An 18,387-nucleotide genomic window follows, 5' to 3' on the forward strand; every position below is an offset into this window, starting at 1 on the left:
CTATGTAGTGGACTCATAAGTTCTTGTCCAAAGTCTGGCTGAAGCAAGGGCGACGGCCGCGAGATAGGTGACTGCGAGTTTCTCGAAACGGGTGGCGATGCGGCGGAAGTGCTTGAGCTTGTTGAAGTATCGCTCCACCAGGTTCCGTTGCCGATAGATCGCGCGGTCGACGGATCGCTGGACCTTTCGGTCGCGTTGGGTCGGAATGTGGGCAGCGGCGCCGCGCGCCTCGATCCGCGCGATCAGTGCCATCGCGTCATAGCCGCGGTCGGCCACGACATGATCCGTTCGCGTGAGGCTGTCGATCAAGGCAGGGGCCGCCGCCTTGTCGCTGGCCTGACCGGGACTAATCGACAGCCGGATCGGCAGACCCGCCTCGTCCACGACCGCGTTGATCTTGGTGCTCAGTCCGCCACGAGAGCGGCCAATGGCGTGATCCGCGCCCCCTTTTTTGCGCCCGCCGCGTGCTGGTGGGCCCGGATGATGGAGCTGTCGATGAAAGCCATGGATTCTGGGGACTGCGCCGCCAAGGTATTGAAGACATTGACCCAAACGCCAGCCTTGGCCCAGCGGTTGAAGCGGTTGTAGACTGTGGTGTAGGGGCCGTATCGCTCGGGCAGATCGCGCCAGGGCGAACCGGTGCGCAGGATGTGGAATATCCCGTTCAATACACGCCGGTCATCCACCCGCGCCACCCCGCGAGGCTTGTCCGGTAAGAGCGGTTCGATGATCCGCCACTCCACATCGCTCAAATCAAACCGCGCCATGATCCAACCTCCGTTTTGAAGAAGTGAATCACACCCAAAGCCCGATGAGAATCCTGTTTATGAGTACAGAGCCTAGGCGCCGGTCGCCTCCAGTGCTTTCGCGATGCCGCGCAGTTCCGCGAGACCGACGTGGCGACCGACCAGCGGGTAGCCTGGTTGTCCCTGGCGGGCACGGTCATCGGACATGTGCAGGCCATGATCGGGACGGAACGGGATGTCGTGGTCCGCACGGCCCGCATCGCGCCTGCGTTTTTCCTCTGCCCGGATGGCGGCGATGAGAGCGACCATGTCGACGTCACCGTCAATATGACCGCTTTCGTGGAAGGTGCAGGGGCGACCAGGCGTTTCACGATGGACATTGCGCAGATGGATGAAGTTCACACGGTCGCCGAGACGGGTCATCATGCCGGGAAGGTCGTTGTCCTCCCGGGCGCCGAGCGAGCCGGAGCAAAGGGTGATACCGTTGGCGGGGGTGTCCACAGCTTCCATGATGGCCGCATAATCCGCTTCAGTCGACATGACGCGGGGAAGGCCCAGCAGCGGGAACGGGGGATCGTCCGGATGACAGCAGAGGCGGACGCCAAGCTCCTGAGCCACGGGTGCGACTTCGGAGAGGAAATCGATCATATTCTGGCGAAGACGCTCGGGGCTGATACGATCATAGGCAGCGAGATGCGCCTTGACGTCATCGAGGGTCATGTTGTCCGCGGCACCAGGCAGGCCAAAAACGATGTTGCGGGTCAGGTCCGCTTTCTGCTGATCCGTGAGTTCCGCCGCCCGTGTGCCGGCGGCCTCCGTGACTTCCGGCGTAAAATCCGCACCCTCGCGTTTTAGAATGTGCAGATCGAACGCGGCGAAGTCGATCAGTTCGAACCGCATGCAGGTGGCCCCGCCGGAAAGAGCCCAGTCCAGATCCGTCCGGGTCCAGTCGAGAACGGGCATGAAATTGTAGCAAATGATTTCGATCCCAGCGGCGGCAACGTTTCGCATGCTCTCGATCCAGGTGGCGACGTGATCGCGCCACGGGCCTGTTTGACGCTTGATGTCCTCTGAAACGGGGAGGCTTTCGACAACATTCCAGGCGAGACCTGTCGGGCCATCAGGCCCGTTTTCAATGACACGCTGACGCTCCACGATATCCTCCGGTGTCCACAGTTGACCGGGGGGAACGTGATGAAGCGCAGTTACAACGCCGGAAATACCCGTCTGCTGAACTTCGGAAATCGAGATCGGATCTTTCGGCCCGAACCACCGCCAGCTTTCCTGCATTGATTTGTTTCCTCCACCTTTGGCACGGTATCCTTCGGGGGCCACCGTGCTTTTCATTGCCCACTCAGGCTTTATAGGAAATGGGCGCACCGCTGACTAGTATGGTAGCTGGGTTTTTGAATTTTCTGAAGGGACGTGCGGATGCTGGAATTGGCTGGCGACGAAAACCGCCTCGACGCAGGACAATCGATTGGGCCGCAAATTCATGCCCTTCTGCGGGCGCGAATCGTGCGGGGCGATCTTGAGCCGGGAGCTCGGCTCTCGGAATCCGGGATTGCGGCGCGGTTTGGTGTGAGCAGGCAACCGGTGCGTGAGGTGTTCATCAAGCTCGCCGATGAGGGCCTGCTGGAGATCCGGCCTCAACGGGGCAGCGTTGTGCCGCGCATATCGCGTGAAAAAGTTGAGAATGTGCGGTTTGTCCGCGAAGCGGTGGAGGCCGATGTGGTCAGGCTTGCCGCAATACTTTTTACGAATGAACAGAAGGACGTCCTCGACGGTATGTTGACCGAGCAGGAGAACGCCACCGATCAGAATGAGTTCATGGCGCTGGATGACGCATTTCACCGGTTTCTGGCCGAGGGCATTGGCCGCAGTCATGCCTGGAGTGTCGTCGAGGCACAAAAGGTTCAACTCGACCGCGTGCGGTATCTCAGTCTGCAAAGGTTTCCAACGGCGGCGCTAATCGAACAGCACGGAGCCATCATCCGGGCCATACAAGCGGGCAATGCTAAAGAGGCGGAAAAGATCATGCGCGAACATCTGCGCATGGTGTTGGATGATCTTCCCAAAATTGCGGAGCGGAACGCGGAATTCTTCGTTCCGTGAGCCCGGCCCGCCGAGACCGCGTTTACTCCAGGCCCAGCGCCGCGCGCCACTCGCGGGCATAGTTGGCGAGTGCAATCGCGTTGAGGGCCGGGGCGACCTCTTCGGGCTTCGCAAGTGCGTCAGTTGCGCCAAACAGGAGTGCGGCACCGAAGCTGGTGCCGGTAGCCGAACGACTGGCACGGACGGGGCGTCCCGTGGCGGCGGCAAGCATCGTGAGGTACCATGGGTTTTGAGCGAAAGGGCCTTCAACGATCGTGGGGCCGTTTGCGCCGGTGAGATCGAGACAGGTCCCGGTCATCAGGGCGAGATACCAGGACAGGGCAAGCGCGCGTCGGCCGGAGCCGGTCTCGGGTTCAGTTCCACCCGCCCAGCGCATTGGATGCCCCTGGAATGGGCCGGTCGAGGACTCGACGGCAGGCAGCAGCATGAGGCTGTCCACAAGGACGGAATTGACGTCTTCGGTGCTGATGCTGAAGGGGTGACCCTGTTGAATCAGTTCGAACTCACGCCCCCCCATGAAACGGGCCGAAGGTACTGCCTCACCACGGGCATTGACGTTCATGAGGGTGTCGCGGGCGGGATCAAGGGTAACGTCCCGTCCTCCCATGGCCATGACTATGACCCAGGTGCCGGTGGAGACGACGGAAAATGCCCCCTGCTGACCAAGGATGTGTGGATAGAGAGACGCGTTGGAGTCGTGGATACCGCAGGCGACGGGTGTATCCTGCGCAAGGCCGGTTGCGGCCGCAATGTCAGGCAGGATCGGACCGAGAATATCCGTGGATTTTCGCACGGGTGCTATCTTCCCTGAAATGTCCAGCGTATCGATCAGAGCCGAGAGATGGCCGTCGCGGGGAACCCAAAGGTCCGTGTGGCAGCCCATTGAGGTCACGTCGCTGGCGATCACACCGGTGAGACGGTGGGTCCAGTACTGTGGGTAGGTCAGGATATGGGCGGTGCGGGCGTGGAGCGACGGGTCCACCAGGAACTGCCAGTGAAGCTGCGCACCAACATTCAGGCCGTTGGTCAAACGCGGGGAACCGGTTTGAACGAAAGGCGGGCGGATGGCGTCATAGACGTCCGCGCAGGTGCCGGGTCCGTCATGTTCGTAGTCCAGAATCGGGGCAGCCAGATTGCCGTCCGGACCAAGGAGAGCCGCACTCGCGCCGTGGGTGGTGGCGGAAATGGCATCGACACGGTGGCCGCGGTGGAACTGCCGAAGGCCATCGAGCAGGAAGTTCCAGGTGCCCTCCGTATCGAAATGGGGCCACGGCGGTCCGGGCAGCACGTGATTGGGCCGGGTGACTACGGCTATTTCGGTCAAGGTCGGGAGGTCCACCAAAGCGAGCTTGGCATTGGTTTTGCCGATGTCGATGACGGCAATGTGGCGCGGCGCAGTCATGGCATGTGAAATACACGTGGCAGTGCCACTGCGACCGGCTCGTTGTTCGGCGCTGTTTCCGTAACGTCGGCCAATTGCGCCCACCATTTCTTCATAACGGGGTGGTTTGGCAGGTCGTCCATAGTATGACCATCGCTGCGGATCAGCACACCAATCAGCAGGTTGGTTTCCTCGTCGAAGTGGATCGAATAATCGCTGAGGCCCGCCTCGTGCAGCAGCTCGACGAGTTCGGGCCAGATCTCATCGTGGCGGCGTTGGTATTCTTCCCGGCACCCGGGGTTGAGGCGCATACGGAAGACATGCCGTTCGGTCATGGGCGGCTCCGTTTGTTTGCAATCATGCCCGCGATGCGGGGGATCGCGATGACACCAATCAGCAGAAGACCAATAAAAATGGACATGACGATGCCCGGCACGTTCAGGAGACCGAGACCGAACGTTACAAGGCCCATGACGAAAGCGGCAATGACCACGCCAGGGATTGAACCGGAACCACCGAGGATGTTGACACCTCCGAGAACCACCATGGTCACGACCTCAAGCTCCATGCCCTGAGCAATGGACGGCCTCGTGGACCCCAGACGTGAGGTCAGGCAGATGGCAGCGACGCCGGACATGAGGCCGGTCAACAGGAAGAGCATAAACTTCACGCGCTGGACACGGATGCCGGAGAAAAGTGCGCCGGTGGGATTGTTGCCGATGGCATAGACCGCACGGCCGAAATTCGTTTTGTGCAGGAGGATACCGTAGATAATTGCGATTATTGCGAAAAGCACCATTTCAACGGTGATCACCCACCAGACATAGCCCTGCCCGAACCATGAAAAACTGTCCGGGTAGCCGCGGAAGGCACCGTCGCCCAAGATGATGTAACTGATGCCACGGAAAAGGCTCATTGTGCCAATGGTCACCACAATGGAGGGCAGCCCAAGGATTGTGACAAAAACCGCGTTGAAGGCGCCACAAAGCAGGCCCACCGTGAGACCGACGATGACCAGTTCCGGTGTGCCTACTCCGTATTGCAGGGCGAGGCCCATCGCAGTCGAGGTCAACGCGATGATGGACGCGACGGAAAGGTCGATCTCGCCTGAGATTATCAGAAGCGCCATGGCGAAGGCGATCATGGCCTTCTCGGTAAAGTTGAAGGTCGCGTCGCTGAGGTTCCAGGCGTTGAGGAAGTAGGGCGAGGCAAAGCTGTTGAGAATGAAAATCGCCACGGCCACCAGGAGCAGCAGGGCCTCCCAACTGCGCAGGGTTCGGTGGAGGCTGCCATGGAGGCGGTCCGGGATATGGCGGGGCTGCGCGGCGGTGTCGGTCATGACGTGTGCTCCGCTGATTTAAGGATGATGCGGCCCCGGGTTTTGCCGGCGCGGGCATTGAAGGCAACGGCGATCAGGATGGCGCTGCCGGAGATCGCGAGTTGCCAGAAAGGCGAAATATCCACCACGGGCAGTGCGTTTTTGACGACGCCAAGAAAAAGCGCACCAAGGACTGCTCCTGCAACCGTACCGACGCCACCCGCAATGGAGATACCGCCGATGACGCAGGCCGCGACAACCTCAAGCTCAAAACCCCCAGCAATATCCACATAGGCCACGGCATACCGTGCGACCCAGAGATAGCCGGTAAGGCCCGCGAGGGCGCCAGAAAGGACGAAGGCCAAAAACTGCACCTTGCCGACATTGATGCCGGTGTAGACGGCTGCGTGTGGATTCCCACCGACTGCGAAGATCGACCGGCCCAGCGGAGTGCGAGACATCATCAGGCCGAAAACCGCAACTGCTACAACCGCGACCCATGAGAGGACGGGAAGGCCGATGATTTCAGCACGCGGAAAGGCAGTGAAGGACTCGCTCATTTCGTGCGCGTTAATCCATTTGCCGTCGGAAATCAGGAAGATGATGCCGCGGAATATGGTCATGGTCCCGAGTGTGACCACAATGGGCGGAATTGCGAGTTTCCAGACGAGAATGCCGTTGAACGCTCCCATGATGGCCCCAAGAGAGATGGCGATCATCACAATTAGCGGGATGGGCAGCCCCGGCACGGCAACATTGAGCATCGCCACGACCATGCCTGTGAGTGCAAGGTTGGCGGCAACTGAGAGGTCGATGCATCGGGTCAGGATCACAACCATCTGACCCAGGGCCAGGATCATCAAAGGCGCAGTATCATTGAACACGTTGGCCAGATTCGAGGGCGAGATAAACGCCGCGTGCCGGGTGGAGATGAGCAAAAGCAGGAGAAAGATGGCCGCGGCGAGAATGAACTCACGGACGGGGATGATGCGCAGGATCATGGCTCAGGCCCTTTCCAGCTGCGGTTCTGTGGAAATGCCGGCGGCATGACGTACGAGGGTTTCAGGCGTGAGGTCATCATCCTCAAGCTCTGCAACGATGCGTCCATCGCGCATGACGATGGCCCGGTCTGACATTCCGATGACTTCCGGAATTTCCGAACTGACCATAATGACCGAAAGCCCCTCGGCCGCCAGTTCGGCCATGAATTCGTGCACGGCGGCTTTGGAGCCAATGTCGATGCCCTTGGTCGGTTCGTCGAGAATGATAACCTGGGGTTTCGTGGCGAGCCACTTGGCAATGACAACCTTCTGTTGATTGCCACCTGAAAGATTGCCCACGTCCTGATCCAGGGAAGCCGCACGTAGATCCAGCCGGCTGGTGTATTCGCGGGCCAACGCAAATTCCTCCGCCAGTCGCAAAAACCCGTTTCGCGACGTCCGGGAGATGGATGGCAGGGTCACATTCTGGAAAATGGGCAGGCCAATAATGGCACCCTGTTTGCCGCGATCCTCGGGAACATAAACGATGCCGTTTGATACCGCATCCGCGGGGGAGCGGATGACGCGGATCTTGCCGTTGATTTTGCAGACGCCCTTGGAGGGTTTGGTGATGCCAATTAGGGACTGCATGAACTCCGAGCGCCCTGCCCCAACGAGACCATAGAACCCGAGGATCTCGCCGCGCCTGAGCGTGAAATTGATGTCCGCGAATTCGGTTGGGTGGTTGTAGCCGGTAACCTGAAGCACCTCCTCCGTCGCGGTGGAGTTTCGTTCGGGGAAGATGTGATAGATGGAACGGCCAACCATCATGCGGACCAGGTCGTCCTCTTTGATGTCAGCAATACGTCCGTCGCCTACAAATGCACCGTCCCGGAAAACGGTGTAGCGGTCAGCGATACGAAATATCTCGTCAAACTTGTGGCTGATGAAAAGGATGGCCTTGCCCTGGGATTTCAGGGTTTCAATCAACTCGTAAAGCTCGGTGATTTCCTTTTGCGAGAGGGCGGCGGTCGGCTCATCCATGATGACCACTCGGGCGTCCACGGACAATGCGCGGGCGATGGCGACGAGATGGCGGTTGGCGATGCCGAGGTCTTTAAGGCGGGTTCGGGGGTCAAAGGGTGCGCCAATGCTTTGAAGCAGTTTAACGGCCTCGCGCTGCATTTCAGCGCGGTCTATAAAGCCGAGCGGTGTGCGGGGGGCGTGGCCGATGAAGATATTTTCAGCAACGGACAATTCGTCAAACAGAACGGTTTCCTGGTGGATGGCCGTGATGCCTGCGTCTGAGGCGGCGTTGACGCCGTCGAAGGTGACCGGTTCGCCGTCAATCCGGATGGTGCCGCCGTCAGGCCGGTAGATGCCGGTCAGGATTTTTACGGTTGTGGACTTGCCCGCGCCGTTTTCACCGACGAGCGCGGTGACCTCACCGGCGTGGAGGTCGAGCCGGACCGCATCCAGCGCCCTGACGCCGGGGAAGGTTTTGGTGATGGCGTCCATCGATACGACGGGCGCAGTACGCTCGGCCATTGTTCCGGCTTCCATCAAATGGGTTGGATCTGTTTGGCCCGGTGCGCGGTGGCACCGGACCGGACGGGGAAGATCAGAAGATCGACTTGAACTCGTCGATATTGGTCTCATCGTAGATGAAGGGATCGGCCATTGCGCCTTCGGAGTTTTCGTCCAGCGTCAGGGTACCCATACGACCCATGGGAATTTCGGCGCCCGGACCAGCTTCGACACCGTTTGCCGCGAGTTCGTAGGCCAGGGTTGCCGCGGAATAACCGAGATCGATCGGGTTCCAGATCGCGAAGGACTTCGAGGCACCGGATTCAATTGCGCCGGCCATCTCGGATGGCAGACCAAGTCCGGTCACGTTGACCTCACCGACCTTGCCGGCATCTACCACGGCCTGGGCTGCGGCAACGATGCCGACGGATGTTGGTGCGATGATGGCGTCGAGGTCGGGATAGGTCTGCATCAGGCCGGTTGCCTCACGGTAGGACTTGTCGGCGAGGTCATCACCGTAAACCGTCGCCACCACGTCGATGCCGGGATAGTCGCCCATCACCTTGTTCATCTCGTCAATCCAGGTGTTCTGGTTGGTTGAAGTTGTTGTGGCGGACAGCACAGCGACTTCGCCGCCTTCAGGCAGATGGTCGGCGGCGAGTTTGATGATCATGTTGCCAATCAGCGAGTTCGAAGACGGAGCGAGGTGAAGCTGACGCCCTTCCGGGGCCACGCCGCTGTCCCAGCTGATGACGGTAATGCCACGGTTCATGGCCTTTTTGAGGGCTGGAACAAGCGCGTCAGTGTCGTTGGCCGAGATGGCGATCGCATCGACATTCTGGGCGATGAGGGAGTTGATCACTTCGATCTGACCCTCGGCCGTGGTGTCGGTTGGGCCGGTATAGATGATTTCGACGTTGCCGATTTCGGCGGCGGCCTCTTCGGCACCTTTAGCGGCCGCCTCGAAAAAGCCAATGCCCAACGCCTTTGCGACCAGTGCAATGCGAACATTGTCCTGGGCCATTACGGGCGACGCGATCATTGCCGCGGAAAGCGCGACCGACGCCAGCATTTTCTTAACTACACTCATGGTTTCCTCCCTGGAGTGGTTTGGGTTTATTCCGCGGCTCAGGAGACCGCGTCTTCCTTTTTGGACGCACTCGCCGGGACAACGACGAGCGTTATTTCAGCGGATTCGAGCATTGAGGCCGTACGGTCGTCGATGCCCTCGTCCGTAATGATGGTGTCGATCCGTTCAAGTGGACAAAGGATCAGACTGGAACGATTCCTGAATTTGGAGCTGTCGACCAGAACGATCAGTTCATCCGCCTGGCCCACCAGTTTCTGTTCAGCCTGAATAAGCAGCGGGTCCTGTTCCATCAGGCCCATAGGGCCGATACCCTGCGCGCCCATGAACATGCGTCTGGCATAGAAGTTGCGCGCCACATCGTTTTCGAACGGCGACAGGATGATGTTCTGTTCGCGATAGATTGCGCCGCCAGGAAGAACGACCGAGTTCCGACTGTTCTTCATCAGGTGTTCGGCGATGGGAAAGGAGTTGGTAAACACCTGCATCTGACGCGAAGCCAACAGGTGGACCATCTGAAAGGTGGTTGTACCGCCGTTGATGATAATGGGCTCACCATCGTTGCAAAGCTCGGCTGCAGCAGCGGCAATTGCCTGCTTCTCAGCGATGTTGATGGTTTCGTTGTAGGAGAAAGGACGGCCTGCCAGCCCGACAAACGGAGTGGGCTTTACCGGCTCGGCCCCGCCCCGAACGCGGCGCAGGCGCTTTTGCCGGTCCAGAGTGGCGATGTCTCGCCGGATCGTCGCCTCGGACGCACCGGTTAGGGCACAAAGGTCGGCCACCGTGACCAGAGACCGCCCCTGAACGGTCGACAGTATGACGCGATGCCGGTCCTTTTCGTGCATGGTTCCTCCCATTTCGTTGCCCGGAGGGTGACCCAAACCGCCCGCAGCTGTCAATCAACTTTTGTCACAAACCGTCAAAAAACCGCATTAGTGAGCAATTGTGACTGAAAATGATTGACTTCGAGAGGCACCTCCGACAGTTTCACGCACGGAAACGCCCTCATAATATCCTGAAATGGAGTCACCGATGAGCCTTACAGCTTCCCAACAACCTCTTGAAAAAAAATGGGACAGCGCACGCGCCGCCGGAATGGGCGAAGCGGAAAAGCTGCTCTACCGGTCAAACCTCTTGGGATCGGACAAGAGAATCACGAACTACGGTGGCGGCAACACTTCGGCCAAGGTGATGGAGAAAGATCCGCTCACCGGCGACACTGTCGAGGTACTCTGGGTAAAAGGGTCCGGAGGCGATGTCGGGTCCATCAAAATGGACGGATTCGCCACGCTCTATATGGACAAGCTGAACGCCCTGCGCGGGATTTACCGGGGCGTGGAGTATGAGGACGAGATGGTGGGCTACCTGCCCCACTGCACCTTCAACCTGAACCCGCGCGCGGCGTCCATCGACACGCCGCTACATGCCTATGTGCCGCGCAAGCATGTGGATCACATGCATCCCGACGCAATCATTGCAATTGCTGCGGCCAGGGACAGCAGGGCGCTGACGCAGGAGGTTTTTGGGGACGATATCGGCTGGCTGCCATGGAAGCGGCCGGGTTTCGAACTGGGGCTGTGGCTGTCTAACTTCTGCGAGGAAAACCCGAACACGAAGGGTGTGGTTCTGGAGAGTCACGGTCTGTTTACCTGGGACGACGATGCGGAGGCGTGCTACGCGCTGACACTCGAGATCATTCAGAAAGCGATGGACTGGTTTGCCGAGCGCACCGCGGGCAAATCCGCGTTTGGTGGTGCCAAACATGAAAGCCTTGGAGCGGAACAGCGTCGGGAAGTGGCCGGACGCCTGATGCCAGCAATCCGGGGCATGGTTTCCGACCAGCAGCACATGGTCGGGCATTTCACCGACAGCGACGCGGTTTTGGAGTTTGTAAACGCGAAGGACATGACGCGGCTGGCCGCGCTCGGCACGTCCTGTCCCGACCATTTTCTGCGCACCAAGATCCGCCCGCTGGTGGTGGACTTTGACCCCGCCAACCCGGATTTAGACGCGACGCTGGGCGGTTTGACCGGATCGGTAGCGGAGTATCGGGAAGGATACAAAGCGTATTACGAACGCTGCAAACACAATGACAGCCCGGCGATCCGCGACCCGAACGCAGTTGTGTACTTGGTGCCCGGCGTGGGCATGATCACATTTGCCAAGGACAAGGCGACGGCACGAATTTCAGGCGAGTTCTACGTAAACGCGATTAACGTGATGCGCGGCGCAGATGCGGTATCCGAATACCAGGGTCTGCCTGAGCAGGAAGCGTTTGATATCGAATACTGGCTTTTGGAGGAGGCCAAACTCCAAAGGATGCCAAAGCCTAAAACCATGGCCGGGCGTGTTGCGCTGATAACAGGCGGCGCGGGGGGCATTGGCTCAGCCACGGCGGAACGGTACTTGCGTGAAGGTGCCTGCGTGATGCTGGCTGACATAGACGCCGAGGCGATTGGAGAGACCGAGAAAAACCTCGCCGGCCGGTATTCGTCAGATGTTGTACGCACCGTCGTTATGGATGTGACCGATGAGGCCGCGGTGTCGGCGGCATTTGCCAGAACGTCCGTAGAATTTGGTGGTGTCGATCTGCTGGTGTCGAACGCGGGTATCGCAAGTTCGGCACCGATTGAGGACACCAGCCTTGATCTGTGGAACAAAAACATGGACATCCTGTCGACCGGGTATTTCCTTGTGAGCCGGGAAGCCTTCAGGGTGATGAAGGTTCAGGACATGGGCGGGTCCATTGTGTTTGTGGCCTCGAAAAACGGCTTGGCCGCGTCACCGAATGCGTCGGCCTACTGTACCGCAAAAGCGTCGGAGATTCATCTGGCACGGTGCCTCGCGCTGGAAGGCGCGCCACACGGTATTCGCGTGAATGTGGTCAATCCGGATGCGGTATTGCGCGGCTCGAAGATCTGGTCAGGCGACTGGCTGAAGGAGCGTGCCGCAACTTATGGTAAGGACAAGCAAGGCCTTGAAGCGCATTACCGCGAGCGTTCGATGCTGAAGCGCTCAGTGCTGCCTGAGGATATCGCGGAGGCCGCATATTTTCTCGCGTCGGACCTTTCAGCCAAGTCGACCGGCAACATTCTGAACGTGGATGCGGGCAATGTGCAGGCGTTTACGCGCTAAATCTACGGTCGAAGAAAAAAAATTAAAATGGGAGGCACCGACATGATTGGTGGAGATATCGTCGCAGGTGAGAACGACCGCGCAAAGGCGAGCCTGCAGGCGGATTATGACGCGCTTGGGGAACATTTGGACCGGCGCGGCATCGATATCGGCGAAGTTAAGGCAAAAGTCGCCGGATATGGCGTTGCCATTCCGAGTTGGGGCGTTGGCACAGGTGGCACGCGTTTTGCCCGCTTTCCAGGCGCCGGCGAACCGCGCGGTATCTTCGACAAGCTGGACGACTGTGGTGTCATTCAGCAGCTGACACGCGCCACCCCGGCAGTTTCACTGCACATTCCATGGGACGTCGCGCCGGCAGCTGATCTTGTGGCGAAGGCGGAGGAAACTGGGCTGGCGTTCGACGCGATGAACTCCAACACCTTCCAGGACCAGGAGGGACAGGCACTGAGCTACAAGTTCGGCTCCCTGTCTCACACGGATGCTGCGACCCGGGCCCAGGCAGTGGAGCACAATCTGGCTTGCATTGCGCTGGGCCAAGAAATTGGGTCGACAGCTCTAACAATATGGGTTGGGGACGGATCGAACTTTCCGGGGCAGGCGAATTTCACGCGACAATTTGAGCGGTATCTGGAGGCTGCGGGGCAGGTCTATGCGGCGCTCCCCGATGACTGGACGCTGCTGACTGAGCACAAGATGTATGAGCCTGCATTCTATTCGACCGTGGTCCAGGATTGGGGCACAAACCTCCTGATTGCGCAGCAGCTTGGGGAGAAAGCGAAGTGCCTTGTAGACCTTGGGCATCATGCTCCGAACGTGAACATTGAAATGATTGTGGCGCGGCTGAACCAGTTCGGCAAGCTGGGCGGCTTCCATTTCAATGACAGCAAGTACGGAGACGACGACCTCGATACCGGCAGCATCGATCCCTATCGGTTGTTTCTGGTGTTCAATGAGTTGGTCGAGGCGGAGGCCGATCCGGACTTTGCTCCGATGCACATGCTCGACCAGAGCCATAACGTGACCGATCCGATCGAAAGCCTTATGGTTTCCGCGATGGAGGTGCAGCGCGCCTATGCCCAGGCTCTGCTGGTTGACCGAAACGCGTTGAATGACTTCCAGGAAGAGAACGACGCACTGATGGCGACGACGACGCTCAAACGTGGGTTCCGGACAGATGTCGAGCCCATTCTCGCAATGGCACGGATTGAAAACGGCGGGGCGATTGACCCGGTCGCAACCTACCGGGCCTCCGGGTATCGCGCGAAGGTTGCGGGTGAACGTCCGGCAGTCAGCGGCGCGGGCGGCGGGATCGTCTGACGATTCAGAACGGGTTGGGTCAGGTAGCAGCCTGAGATTGGAAGACTGTGAACTCCCGTCCATCCGCGAATTTCGGAAGAGGGTTCGCACTCGTGGATTGGGCGGCACAACGGGGAACCAAACCCAGCGAGTAGTGTTGATTCAGCATGAAAAAACCACACCTCAATCACCTAAGGTCAATCACGGTAGTGTCACCCCGGCCCAAACCCGTCCATTTTCTCCGTGCCGGCAATTCGCAGAAACATCACGGGAGATCAGCACGTGGGTGACGAACTGCAGCAGGGAGAAGCCATCGGCCCGGATGACATGCACGAGGTCGTGCACGAATTGCGGGGTGCCACCAGGGGCGATGAAACTACGCTAGGGGATGTCCTGGAGGAACTGGAGCACGCCTCATTTGTGCCGGTTTTGATGGCGCCTGCCCTCGCGGTGGTTTCGCCCCTATCAGGCATCCCACTGTTTTCCAGCTTTTGTGGCCTAGTGATTGCACTGGTGTCGGCTCAAATGGCGATGGGACGCACATCCCTTTGGTTGCCGGAATGGATCAAGACCCGGAAAATTCCGTCCGGACGCCTCAAAAAGGCAGCGGAAGGTCTCTCGAAACCGGCGAAATGGCTGGACCGTCACACCCATCGACGGCTTGATTTTCTCGTTGCTCCGCCGTTCGACAGGGTTCTCGTTCTGACCTGCATGCTCTGCGGCATGTCGATGACGCTTCTGGAGATCGTGCCCTTTTCATCGTCCATTCTTGGGGCGGCCGTGGTTCTGATGTCGCTCACGCTTCTTGTGCGTGACGGTCTTCTCGCCCTCGCGGCATATGGCTTCATCGGCATCGGTATCGCCGTGGTATTACAGGTTATCCCAGGCTGACGATTAAATGTGGCCCTCGGTCTCGATGTGGATGGTTTCTCCGCAATGTTTACAGTGGACCGCATCCGCGTCGTGCAGCACAAGGCCACATTCCTCACACTCTTTCCTCACCTTCGCCGGGCGAAACAATACCTGAAGAAGCCTGAGGAAGAGGGTTACTCCGAAGATCATGACGGCCACCGCAAGCATGCGTCCCCATGTGCCCGTGAGGATGATGTCGCCAAAGCCCGTCGTCGTTAAGGTCGTCACGGTGAAATAGAGCGCGTCGGCGTAATTGTTAATGTCCGGATTGGTAGTGGCCTGGGACGCGTAAATCAGGCCGGTCATTACGAAGAGAAAAACACCGAGATTGATGGAAGCGAGGATGATTTCCTCATTCTCCCGAAAATAACGGAAGTCCTTTCGCAATTCCCTCAGGAGGTGGTAGGTCCTGAGAAGGCGCAGGGTCCGCAGTATTCGCAGAAAACCCAGCCCCTCTCCGGCGATCGGCGCGAGAAAAGACACGATGGCAACGATGTCGGCCCAGGTCGTGAACCTCAGAAGCAACAACTTCCTACGCCGTTCAATGCCAACCCGCACGGCAAAATCTGCAAGGATGACGACACCAAAGAAAGCATCAAGAATTTCAATGGCTCGGGATGGCGGCAGAAAAGAAGTCACGATCACGAAAAGGATTGTAATCACATCAAATGCCAAGAGCCCGTAACGGAATTTGCGCGCTTCCGGCGTGCTGTTTTCGTAGAGCGGTCTGACCCTGTCCAACACCTGTTTAATCCGTTGTTAGCGGCTACCGAACGGTTGCGGTGTCATACCACATTGTCCGCGACGTAGGCTCCCCGTTCTCCCATTGGCCGTACCGGCCCGGTGGTCGTGTCGCGACGGGTTTTGAGCTCAAGGTTTGCATTGATCTCCGCACCAATAAGAACGGCAAAGGCTGAGGCATAAAACCAGAAAAGCACGCCTACGATCGCACCGAGCGACCCATAGGTCTGATTAAAATTAGCAAAGCGCGATATATATATCGACAGCCCGACGGACATGAGAAGCCAGATGAAGGTCGCGGTCACCGCGCCGTAGGTCACCCACCGTTTTCGGGCTGTGGAACGGTGTGGACCGTAGCGATAGACCGCTCCTATCACAAGAGTTACGGCCATTCCCATGATTAGCAGTGGTGCACCCTGCGCAAGCACACGACCGGTCACGCCGAACTCAAAAAATCGAAGTGTCGCGGGGATGGCAACGACCGTAAGCAGCGCTACAATCACCATGACGATGACCACCAGCGTCAGGCCAAGAGAAAAGAGATACTGAACTATGATGTTGCGATCATCGCGTTCATTGTAGACGATGTTCAAGCCCTCAATCAGCGCCGTCACGCCCGCACGGGCACTCCACAACGCAAACAGGATCGAAACGAGAGTTGTGACCCCCAGCGCACTTCGACCTGCTGAAACGAGCGCATCCACCTGATCCGAAATCATTTGGTACACGTCGGGCGGCAGCAGGGGCTGCACGGCTTCCAGACTGGAGACAACATGGCTCGGGTCGGCGATCAGCCCGTAAATGGCAATTAGTGCGGCTATGGCGGGGAAGATCGCGAGGAAACCGAAAAACGCAACTCCAGCGGATATGATGGAGAGGTGATCGTTGCCGATCCCCTGCAAAACCCGAACCGCCACGTCTTTCCACCCGGATATGGACAGTGAGGACGGGCGGGATGCCTGATGATCATTGGGTTGCTGTGCGGTCGTATCCGTCAATTCCTGCACTCCGGCTTAACTGTTCCCTGAATGTTAACCTGCCAAAAGCCGCAATGGTTCCGATACGCAAACAACTGCGCGCCATCCCGACGGTGAGTTGCGGGCGCGCCGCTAATGTTTAGTATCGCGGCCAATGAATAACGACCAATATGGGAGGGAGTGGATTATGCGGGTTCTATTTACGGGTGGATCTGGAAAAGCCGGACGTCATGCAGTGGAATACCTGCTGGAAAGAGGCCATCGCGTCGTTAACGTTGACAGGGTGCCATTGGATCTTGCCGGCGTGGATAACCGTATCGCCGACGTAACCGATGCCGGGCAGATGTTCGATGTGATGGGCGCCTATGCCGGGTTTGACGAGATGGAGCCGGGAACAGGTGTTCCGCATTTCGATGCGGTGGTGCATTTCGCGGCCATCCCGAGACTGCTGCTGACATCGGATAACGAGTGCTACCGCGTCAATACAATTGGCACGTACAACGTGATTGACGCAGCAGTGAAATTTGGTGTGCGGAAAATCGTGTTCGCGTCGTCAGAGACCACTTACGGCGTCTGTTTTGCCGATGGCGAGCGCAAACCTGAATACCTGCCCGTGGACGAGGAACACCCGGTTGTGCCCGAGGACAGTTACGCCATGTCCAAGGTCGTCAACGAGGTGACGGCCCGCAGTTTCCAGCGGCGGTCGGGTTTCGACATTTATGGATTGCGGATCAACAACGTGATTGAGCCTCACGAATATTCGGAGAAGTTTCCGGCATTCATGGAGGATCCGTCTCTCCGGCGCCGCAACATCTTCGCCTATATTGACGCACGTGATCTCGGCCAAATGGTGGACCGGTGCCTTGCGACAGACGGTCTGGGATACGAGGTCTTCAATGTATCCAACGACGATCATTCAGTTGGACAGACCACGTCCGAGCTCATCAGCCGCTTCTATGAAGGCGTTCCCGCCTGCGAAATGGAAGAACGGGAAACCTTCTATTCCAACCAAAAAGCTAAAGAACTGCTTGGCTTCCAACCGGAGCACGGCTGGCAGCAATATATCGACGGATAGCTCAACTGTTGAAAATGGCGCGACAATCAATTGCCAGTCGCGCCATTTAAACACAGAACTGAATTCAATAGGTCAGAGTCAGCGATTTCAGGAGGACGATCATGGGCGTACTGCGCGACGGTGAATGGCTGACACAGAAGGAATTCGACACCTCGGATGATGGCGCGTTTGAGCGACAGGAATCCCGGTTTAGAAACTGGGTGACGGCGGACGGATCGGCAGGACCCACGGGTGATGGTGGTTTCAAAGCGGAAAGCGGTCGATACCATCTATACGTGTCCCTAGCCTGTCCATGGGCGCACAGAACCCTGATCTTTCGTGCGCTGAAATCGCTGGAGGACCACATTTCAGTGGCTGTCGTTCATCCGCTAATGGGTGCGGACGGATGGACCTTCGAGACCGATGTTGATGGAGCAACCGGAGACCGGCTGCTTGGCAAATCCCTGCTTCGCGAGGTCTACCTCGAAGCGGATCCTAACGCGACGACCCGTGTGACCGTGCCGGTATTGTGGGACAAAAAAACCAATACGATCGTATCGAACGAGAGTTCCGAAATCATTCGCATGTTCAATTCGGCATTCGACGGTATTACTGGAAACACTCTTGATTTCAGGCCGGAGGAACTCGCCCCGGAAATCGACGAGGTGAACGACCGCGTGTATCCAAACCTCAACAACGGCGTTTACCGGTCAGGCTTCGCCACCAGCCAGGCAGCCTATGATAGTGCCGTTCGCGATGTGTTCGAAACCCTCGACTGGATGGAAGAGCGGCTTTCAGGACAACGCTATCTGGCGGGCAACCAGGTGACTGAGGCGGACTGGCGCGCGGTTACAACCCTGTTTCGGTTTGACCCTGTCTATCACGGTCATTTCAAATGCAACCTGAGACGCCTTATCGACTATCCCTCGGTCTGGGCTTACGCGCGGGAACTTTATCAGGTGGATGGGATCGCGGGGACGGTGGATTTCGACCACATCGTGCAGCACTATCACCGCAGTCACGAGAGCATCAATCCACACCGCATCGTGCCGATCGGCCCGGAACTGGACTGGAATGAACCGCATGGCCGCGACGACATGACTGCGGTGTGAGGCACA

General features: G+C 58.3%; 17 protein-coding genes. 6 read left to right on the forward strand and 11 right to left on the reverse strand.

Annotation, left to right across the window (positions count from 1 at the left end; genetic code table 11):
• Together ACP15P_RS20545 and uxuA are read right to left on the reverse strand one after the other, a co-directional pair.
• A protein-coding gene (locus tag ACP15P_RS20545) for an IS5 family transposase (protein WP_424929249.1) occupies positions 1-767 on the reverse strand; the annotation gives its coding sequence in 2 pieces (ribosomal slippage) (positions 1-443 and positions 443-767; 768 coding nt in all).
• A gap of 72 nt (positions 768-839) precedes the next feature.
• Complete coding sequence (gene uxuA / locus ACP15P_RS20550; RefSeq protein ID WP_424930357.1) at positions 840-2,036, reverse strand: mannonate dehydratase; 1,197 nt, start codon at positions 2,034-2,036, stop codon at positions 840-842.
• Between the two features lie 141 nt (positions 2,037-2,177).
• Between uxuA and ACP15P_RS20555 the strand changes: the two genes are divergently transcribed.
• Positions 2,178-2,861, forward strand: a complete 684-nt coding sequence (locus tag ACP15P_RS20555) for a GntR family transcriptional regulator (RefSeq protein ID WP_424930358.1) — start codon at positions 2,178-2,180, stop codon at positions 2,859-2,861.
• 22 nt (positions 2,862-2,883) lie between these two features.
• Here the strand turns inward: ACP15P_RS20555 and ACP15P_RS20560 are convergent, their stop codons facing one another.
• The 7 genes from ACP15P_RS20560 to ACP15P_RS20590 form a co-directional block, all read right to left on the reverse strand.
• Entirely contained in the window at positions 2,884-4,263 is a 1,380-nt protein-coding gene (locus ACP15P_RS20560) for an FGGY-family carbohydrate kinase (RefSeq protein WP_424930359.1), read from the reverse strand.
• Positions 4,260-4,577, reverse strand: a complete 318-nt coding sequence (locus tag ACP15P_RS20565) for an L-rhamnose mutarotase (protein WP_424930360.1) — start codon at positions 4,575-4,577, stop codon at positions 4,260-4,262. Before ACP15P_RS20565 ends, ACP15P_RS20560 begins: the two co-directional genes overlap by 4 nt.
• Positions 4,574-5,581, reverse strand: a complete 1,008-nt coding sequence (locus tag ACP15P_RS20570) for an ABC transporter permease (RefSeq protein WP_424930361.1) — start codon at positions 5,579-5,581, stop codon at positions 4,574-4,576. Before ACP15P_RS20570 ends, ACP15P_RS20565 begins: the two co-directional genes overlap by 4 nt.
• Positions 5,578-6,561, reverse strand: coding sequence for an ABC transporter permease (locus ACP15P_RS20575; protein WP_424930362.1), 984 nt, complete (start codon positions 6,559-6,561; stop codon positions 5,578-5,580). The genes ACP15P_RS20570 and ACP15P_RS20575 overlap by 4 nt, the downstream gene beginning before the upstream one ends.
• A 3-nt stretch (positions 6,562-6,564) precedes the next feature.
• Positions 6,565-8,088, reverse strand: a complete 1,524-nt coding sequence (locus tag ACP15P_RS20580; protein ID WP_424930363.1) for a sugar ABC transporter ATP-binding protein — start codon at positions 8,086-8,088, stop codon at positions 6,565-6,567.
• A gap of 73 nt (positions 8,089-8,161) precedes the next feature.
• Positions 8,162-9,157, reverse strand: a complete 996-nt coding sequence (gene rhaS, locus ACP15P_RS20585) for a rhamnose ABC transporter substrate-binding protein (RefSeq protein WP_424930364.1) — start codon at positions 9,155-9,157, stop codon at positions 8,162-8,164.
• Between the two features lie 38 nt (positions 9,158-9,195).
• Positions 9,196-9,999 (reverse strand): DeoR/GlpR family DNA-binding transcription regulator, encoded by an 804-nt coding sequence (locus ACP15P_RS20590; protein ID WP_424930365.1) that lies wholly within the window; start codon positions 9,997-9,999, stop codon positions 9,196-9,198.
• A gap of 187 nt (positions 10,000-10,186) precedes the next feature.
• Here ACP15P_RS20590 and ACP15P_RS20595 point away from each other — a divergent pair, with 187 nt between their 5' ends.
• The 3 genes from ACP15P_RS20595 to ACP15P_RS20605 all read left to right on the forward strand — a co-directional run bounded on the left by ACP15P_RS20595 (position 10,187) and on the right by ACP15P_RS20605 (position 14,476).
• Entirely contained in the window at positions 10,187-12,289 is a 2,103-nt protein-coding gene (locus ACP15P_RS20595) for a bifunctional rhamnulose-1-phosphate aldolase/short-chain dehydrogenase (protein ID WP_424930366.1), read from the forward strand.
• Between the two features lie 42 nt (positions 12,290-12,331).
• The gene (gene rhaI / locus ACP15P_RS20600; RefSeq protein ID WP_424930367.1) at positions 12,332-13,606 is read left to right on the forward strand and encodes an L-rhamnose catabolism isomerase; all 1,275 of its coding nucleotides are present in this window, start codon (positions 12,332-12,334) and stop codon (positions 13,604-13,606) included.
• Positions 13,607-13,867: 261 nt separating this feature from the next.
• Complete coding sequence (locus ACP15P_RS20605) at positions 13,868-14,476, forward strand: exopolysaccharide biosynthesis protein (protein ID WP_424930368.1); 609 nt, start codon at positions 13,868-13,870, stop codon at positions 14,474-14,476.
• Between the two features lie 3 nt (positions 14,477-14,479).
• Here the strand turns inward: ACP15P_RS20605 and ACP15P_RS20610 are convergent, their stop codons facing one another.
• Both ACP15P_RS20610 and ACP15P_RS20615 read right to left on the reverse strand, forming a co-directional pair.
• Positions 14,480-15,241: an ion channel gene (locus tag ACP15P_RS20610; protein ID WP_424930369.1), complete on the reverse strand. Its 762-nt coding sequence runs from the start codon at positions 15,239-15,241 to the stop codon at positions 14,480-14,482.
• Between the two features lie 41 nt (positions 15,242-15,282).
• On the reverse strand, positions 15,283-16,236 hold the full coding sequence (locus tag ACP15P_RS20615) for a YihY/virulence factor BrkB family protein (RefSeq protein WP_424930370.1): 954 nt from the start codon (positions 16,234-16,236) through the stop codon (positions 15,283-15,285).
• A 166-nt stretch (positions 16,237-16,402) separates the two neighbouring features.
• Here ACP15P_RS20615 and ACP15P_RS20620 point away from each other — a divergent pair, with 166 nt between their 5' ends.
• Both ACP15P_RS20620 and ACP15P_RS20625 read left to right on the forward strand, forming a co-directional pair.
• Positions 16,403-17,290, forward strand: a complete 888-nt coding sequence (locus ACP15P_RS20620) for an NAD-dependent epimerase/dehydratase family protein (protein WP_424930371.1) — start codon at positions 16,403-16,405, stop codon at positions 17,288-17,290.
• A gap of 101 nt (positions 17,291-17,391) precedes the next feature.
• Positions 17,392-18,381: a glutathione S-transferase family protein gene (locus ACP15P_RS20625; protein WP_424930372.1), complete on the forward strand. Its 990-nt coding sequence runs from the start codon at positions 17,392-17,394 to the stop codon at positions 18,379-18,381.
• Positions 18,382-18,387: the final 6 nt, after the last annotated feature.

The sequence above is a fragment of the Amaricoccus tamworthensis genome, assembly GCF_049800875.1.
GTDB lineage: Bacteria > Pseudomonadota > Alphaproteobacteria > Rhodobacterales > Rhodobacteraceae > Amaricoccus > Amaricoccus tamworthensis.

Coding starts and splice junctions, on each gene's coding strand:
- ACP15P_RS20620 (WP_424930371.1), top strand. CDS start 16,403: ATGCGGGTTCTATTTACGGGTGGATCTGGAAAAGCCGGACGTCATGCA.
- rhaI (WP_424930367.1), top strand. CDS start 12,332: ATGATTGGTGGAGATATCGTCGCAGGTGAGAACGACCGCGCAAAGGCG.
- ACP15P_RS20575 (WP_424930362.1), bottom strand. CDS start 6,561: ATGATCCTGCGCATCATCCCCGTCCGTGAGTTCATTCTCGCCGCGGCC.
- ACP15P_RS20570 (WP_424930361.1), bottom strand. CDS start 5,581: ATGACCGACACCGCCGCGCAGCCCCGCCATATCCCGGACCGCCTCCAT.
- rhaS (WP_424930364.1), bottom strand. CDS start 9,157: ATGAGTGTAGTTAAGAAAATGCTGGCGTCGGTCGCGCTTTCCGCGGCA.
- uxuA (WP_424930357.1), bottom strand. CDS start 2,036: ATGCAGGAAAGCTGGCGGTGGTTCGGGCCGAAAGATCCGATCTCGATT.
- ACP15P_RS20625 (WP_424930372.1), top strand. CDS start 17,392: ATGGGCGTACTGCGCGACGGTGAATGGCTGACACAGAAGGAATTCGAC.
- ACP15P_RS20595 (WP_424930366.1), top strand. CDS start 10,187: ATGAGCCTTACAGCTTCCCAACAACCTCTTGAAAAAAAATGGGACAGC.
- ACP15P_RS20580 (WP_424930363.1), bottom strand. CDS start 8,088: ATGGCCGAGCGTACTGCGCCCGTCGTATCGATGGACGCCATCACCAAA.
- ACP15P_RS20590 (WP_424930365.1), bottom strand. CDS start 9,999: ATGCACGAAAAGGACCGGCATCGCGTCATACTGTCGACCGTTCAGGGG.
- ACP15P_RS20560 (WP_424930359.1), bottom strand. CDS start 4,263: ATGACTGCGCCGCGCCACATTGCCGTCATCGACATCGGCAAAACCAAT.
- ACP15P_RS20565 (WP_424930360.1), bottom strand. CDS start 4,577: ATGACCGAACGGCATGTCTTCCGTATGCGCCTCAACCCCGGGTGCCGG.
- ACP15P_RS20555 (WP_424930358.1), top strand. CDS start 2,178: ATGCTGGAATTGGCTGGCGACGAAAACCGCCTCGACGCAGGACAATCG.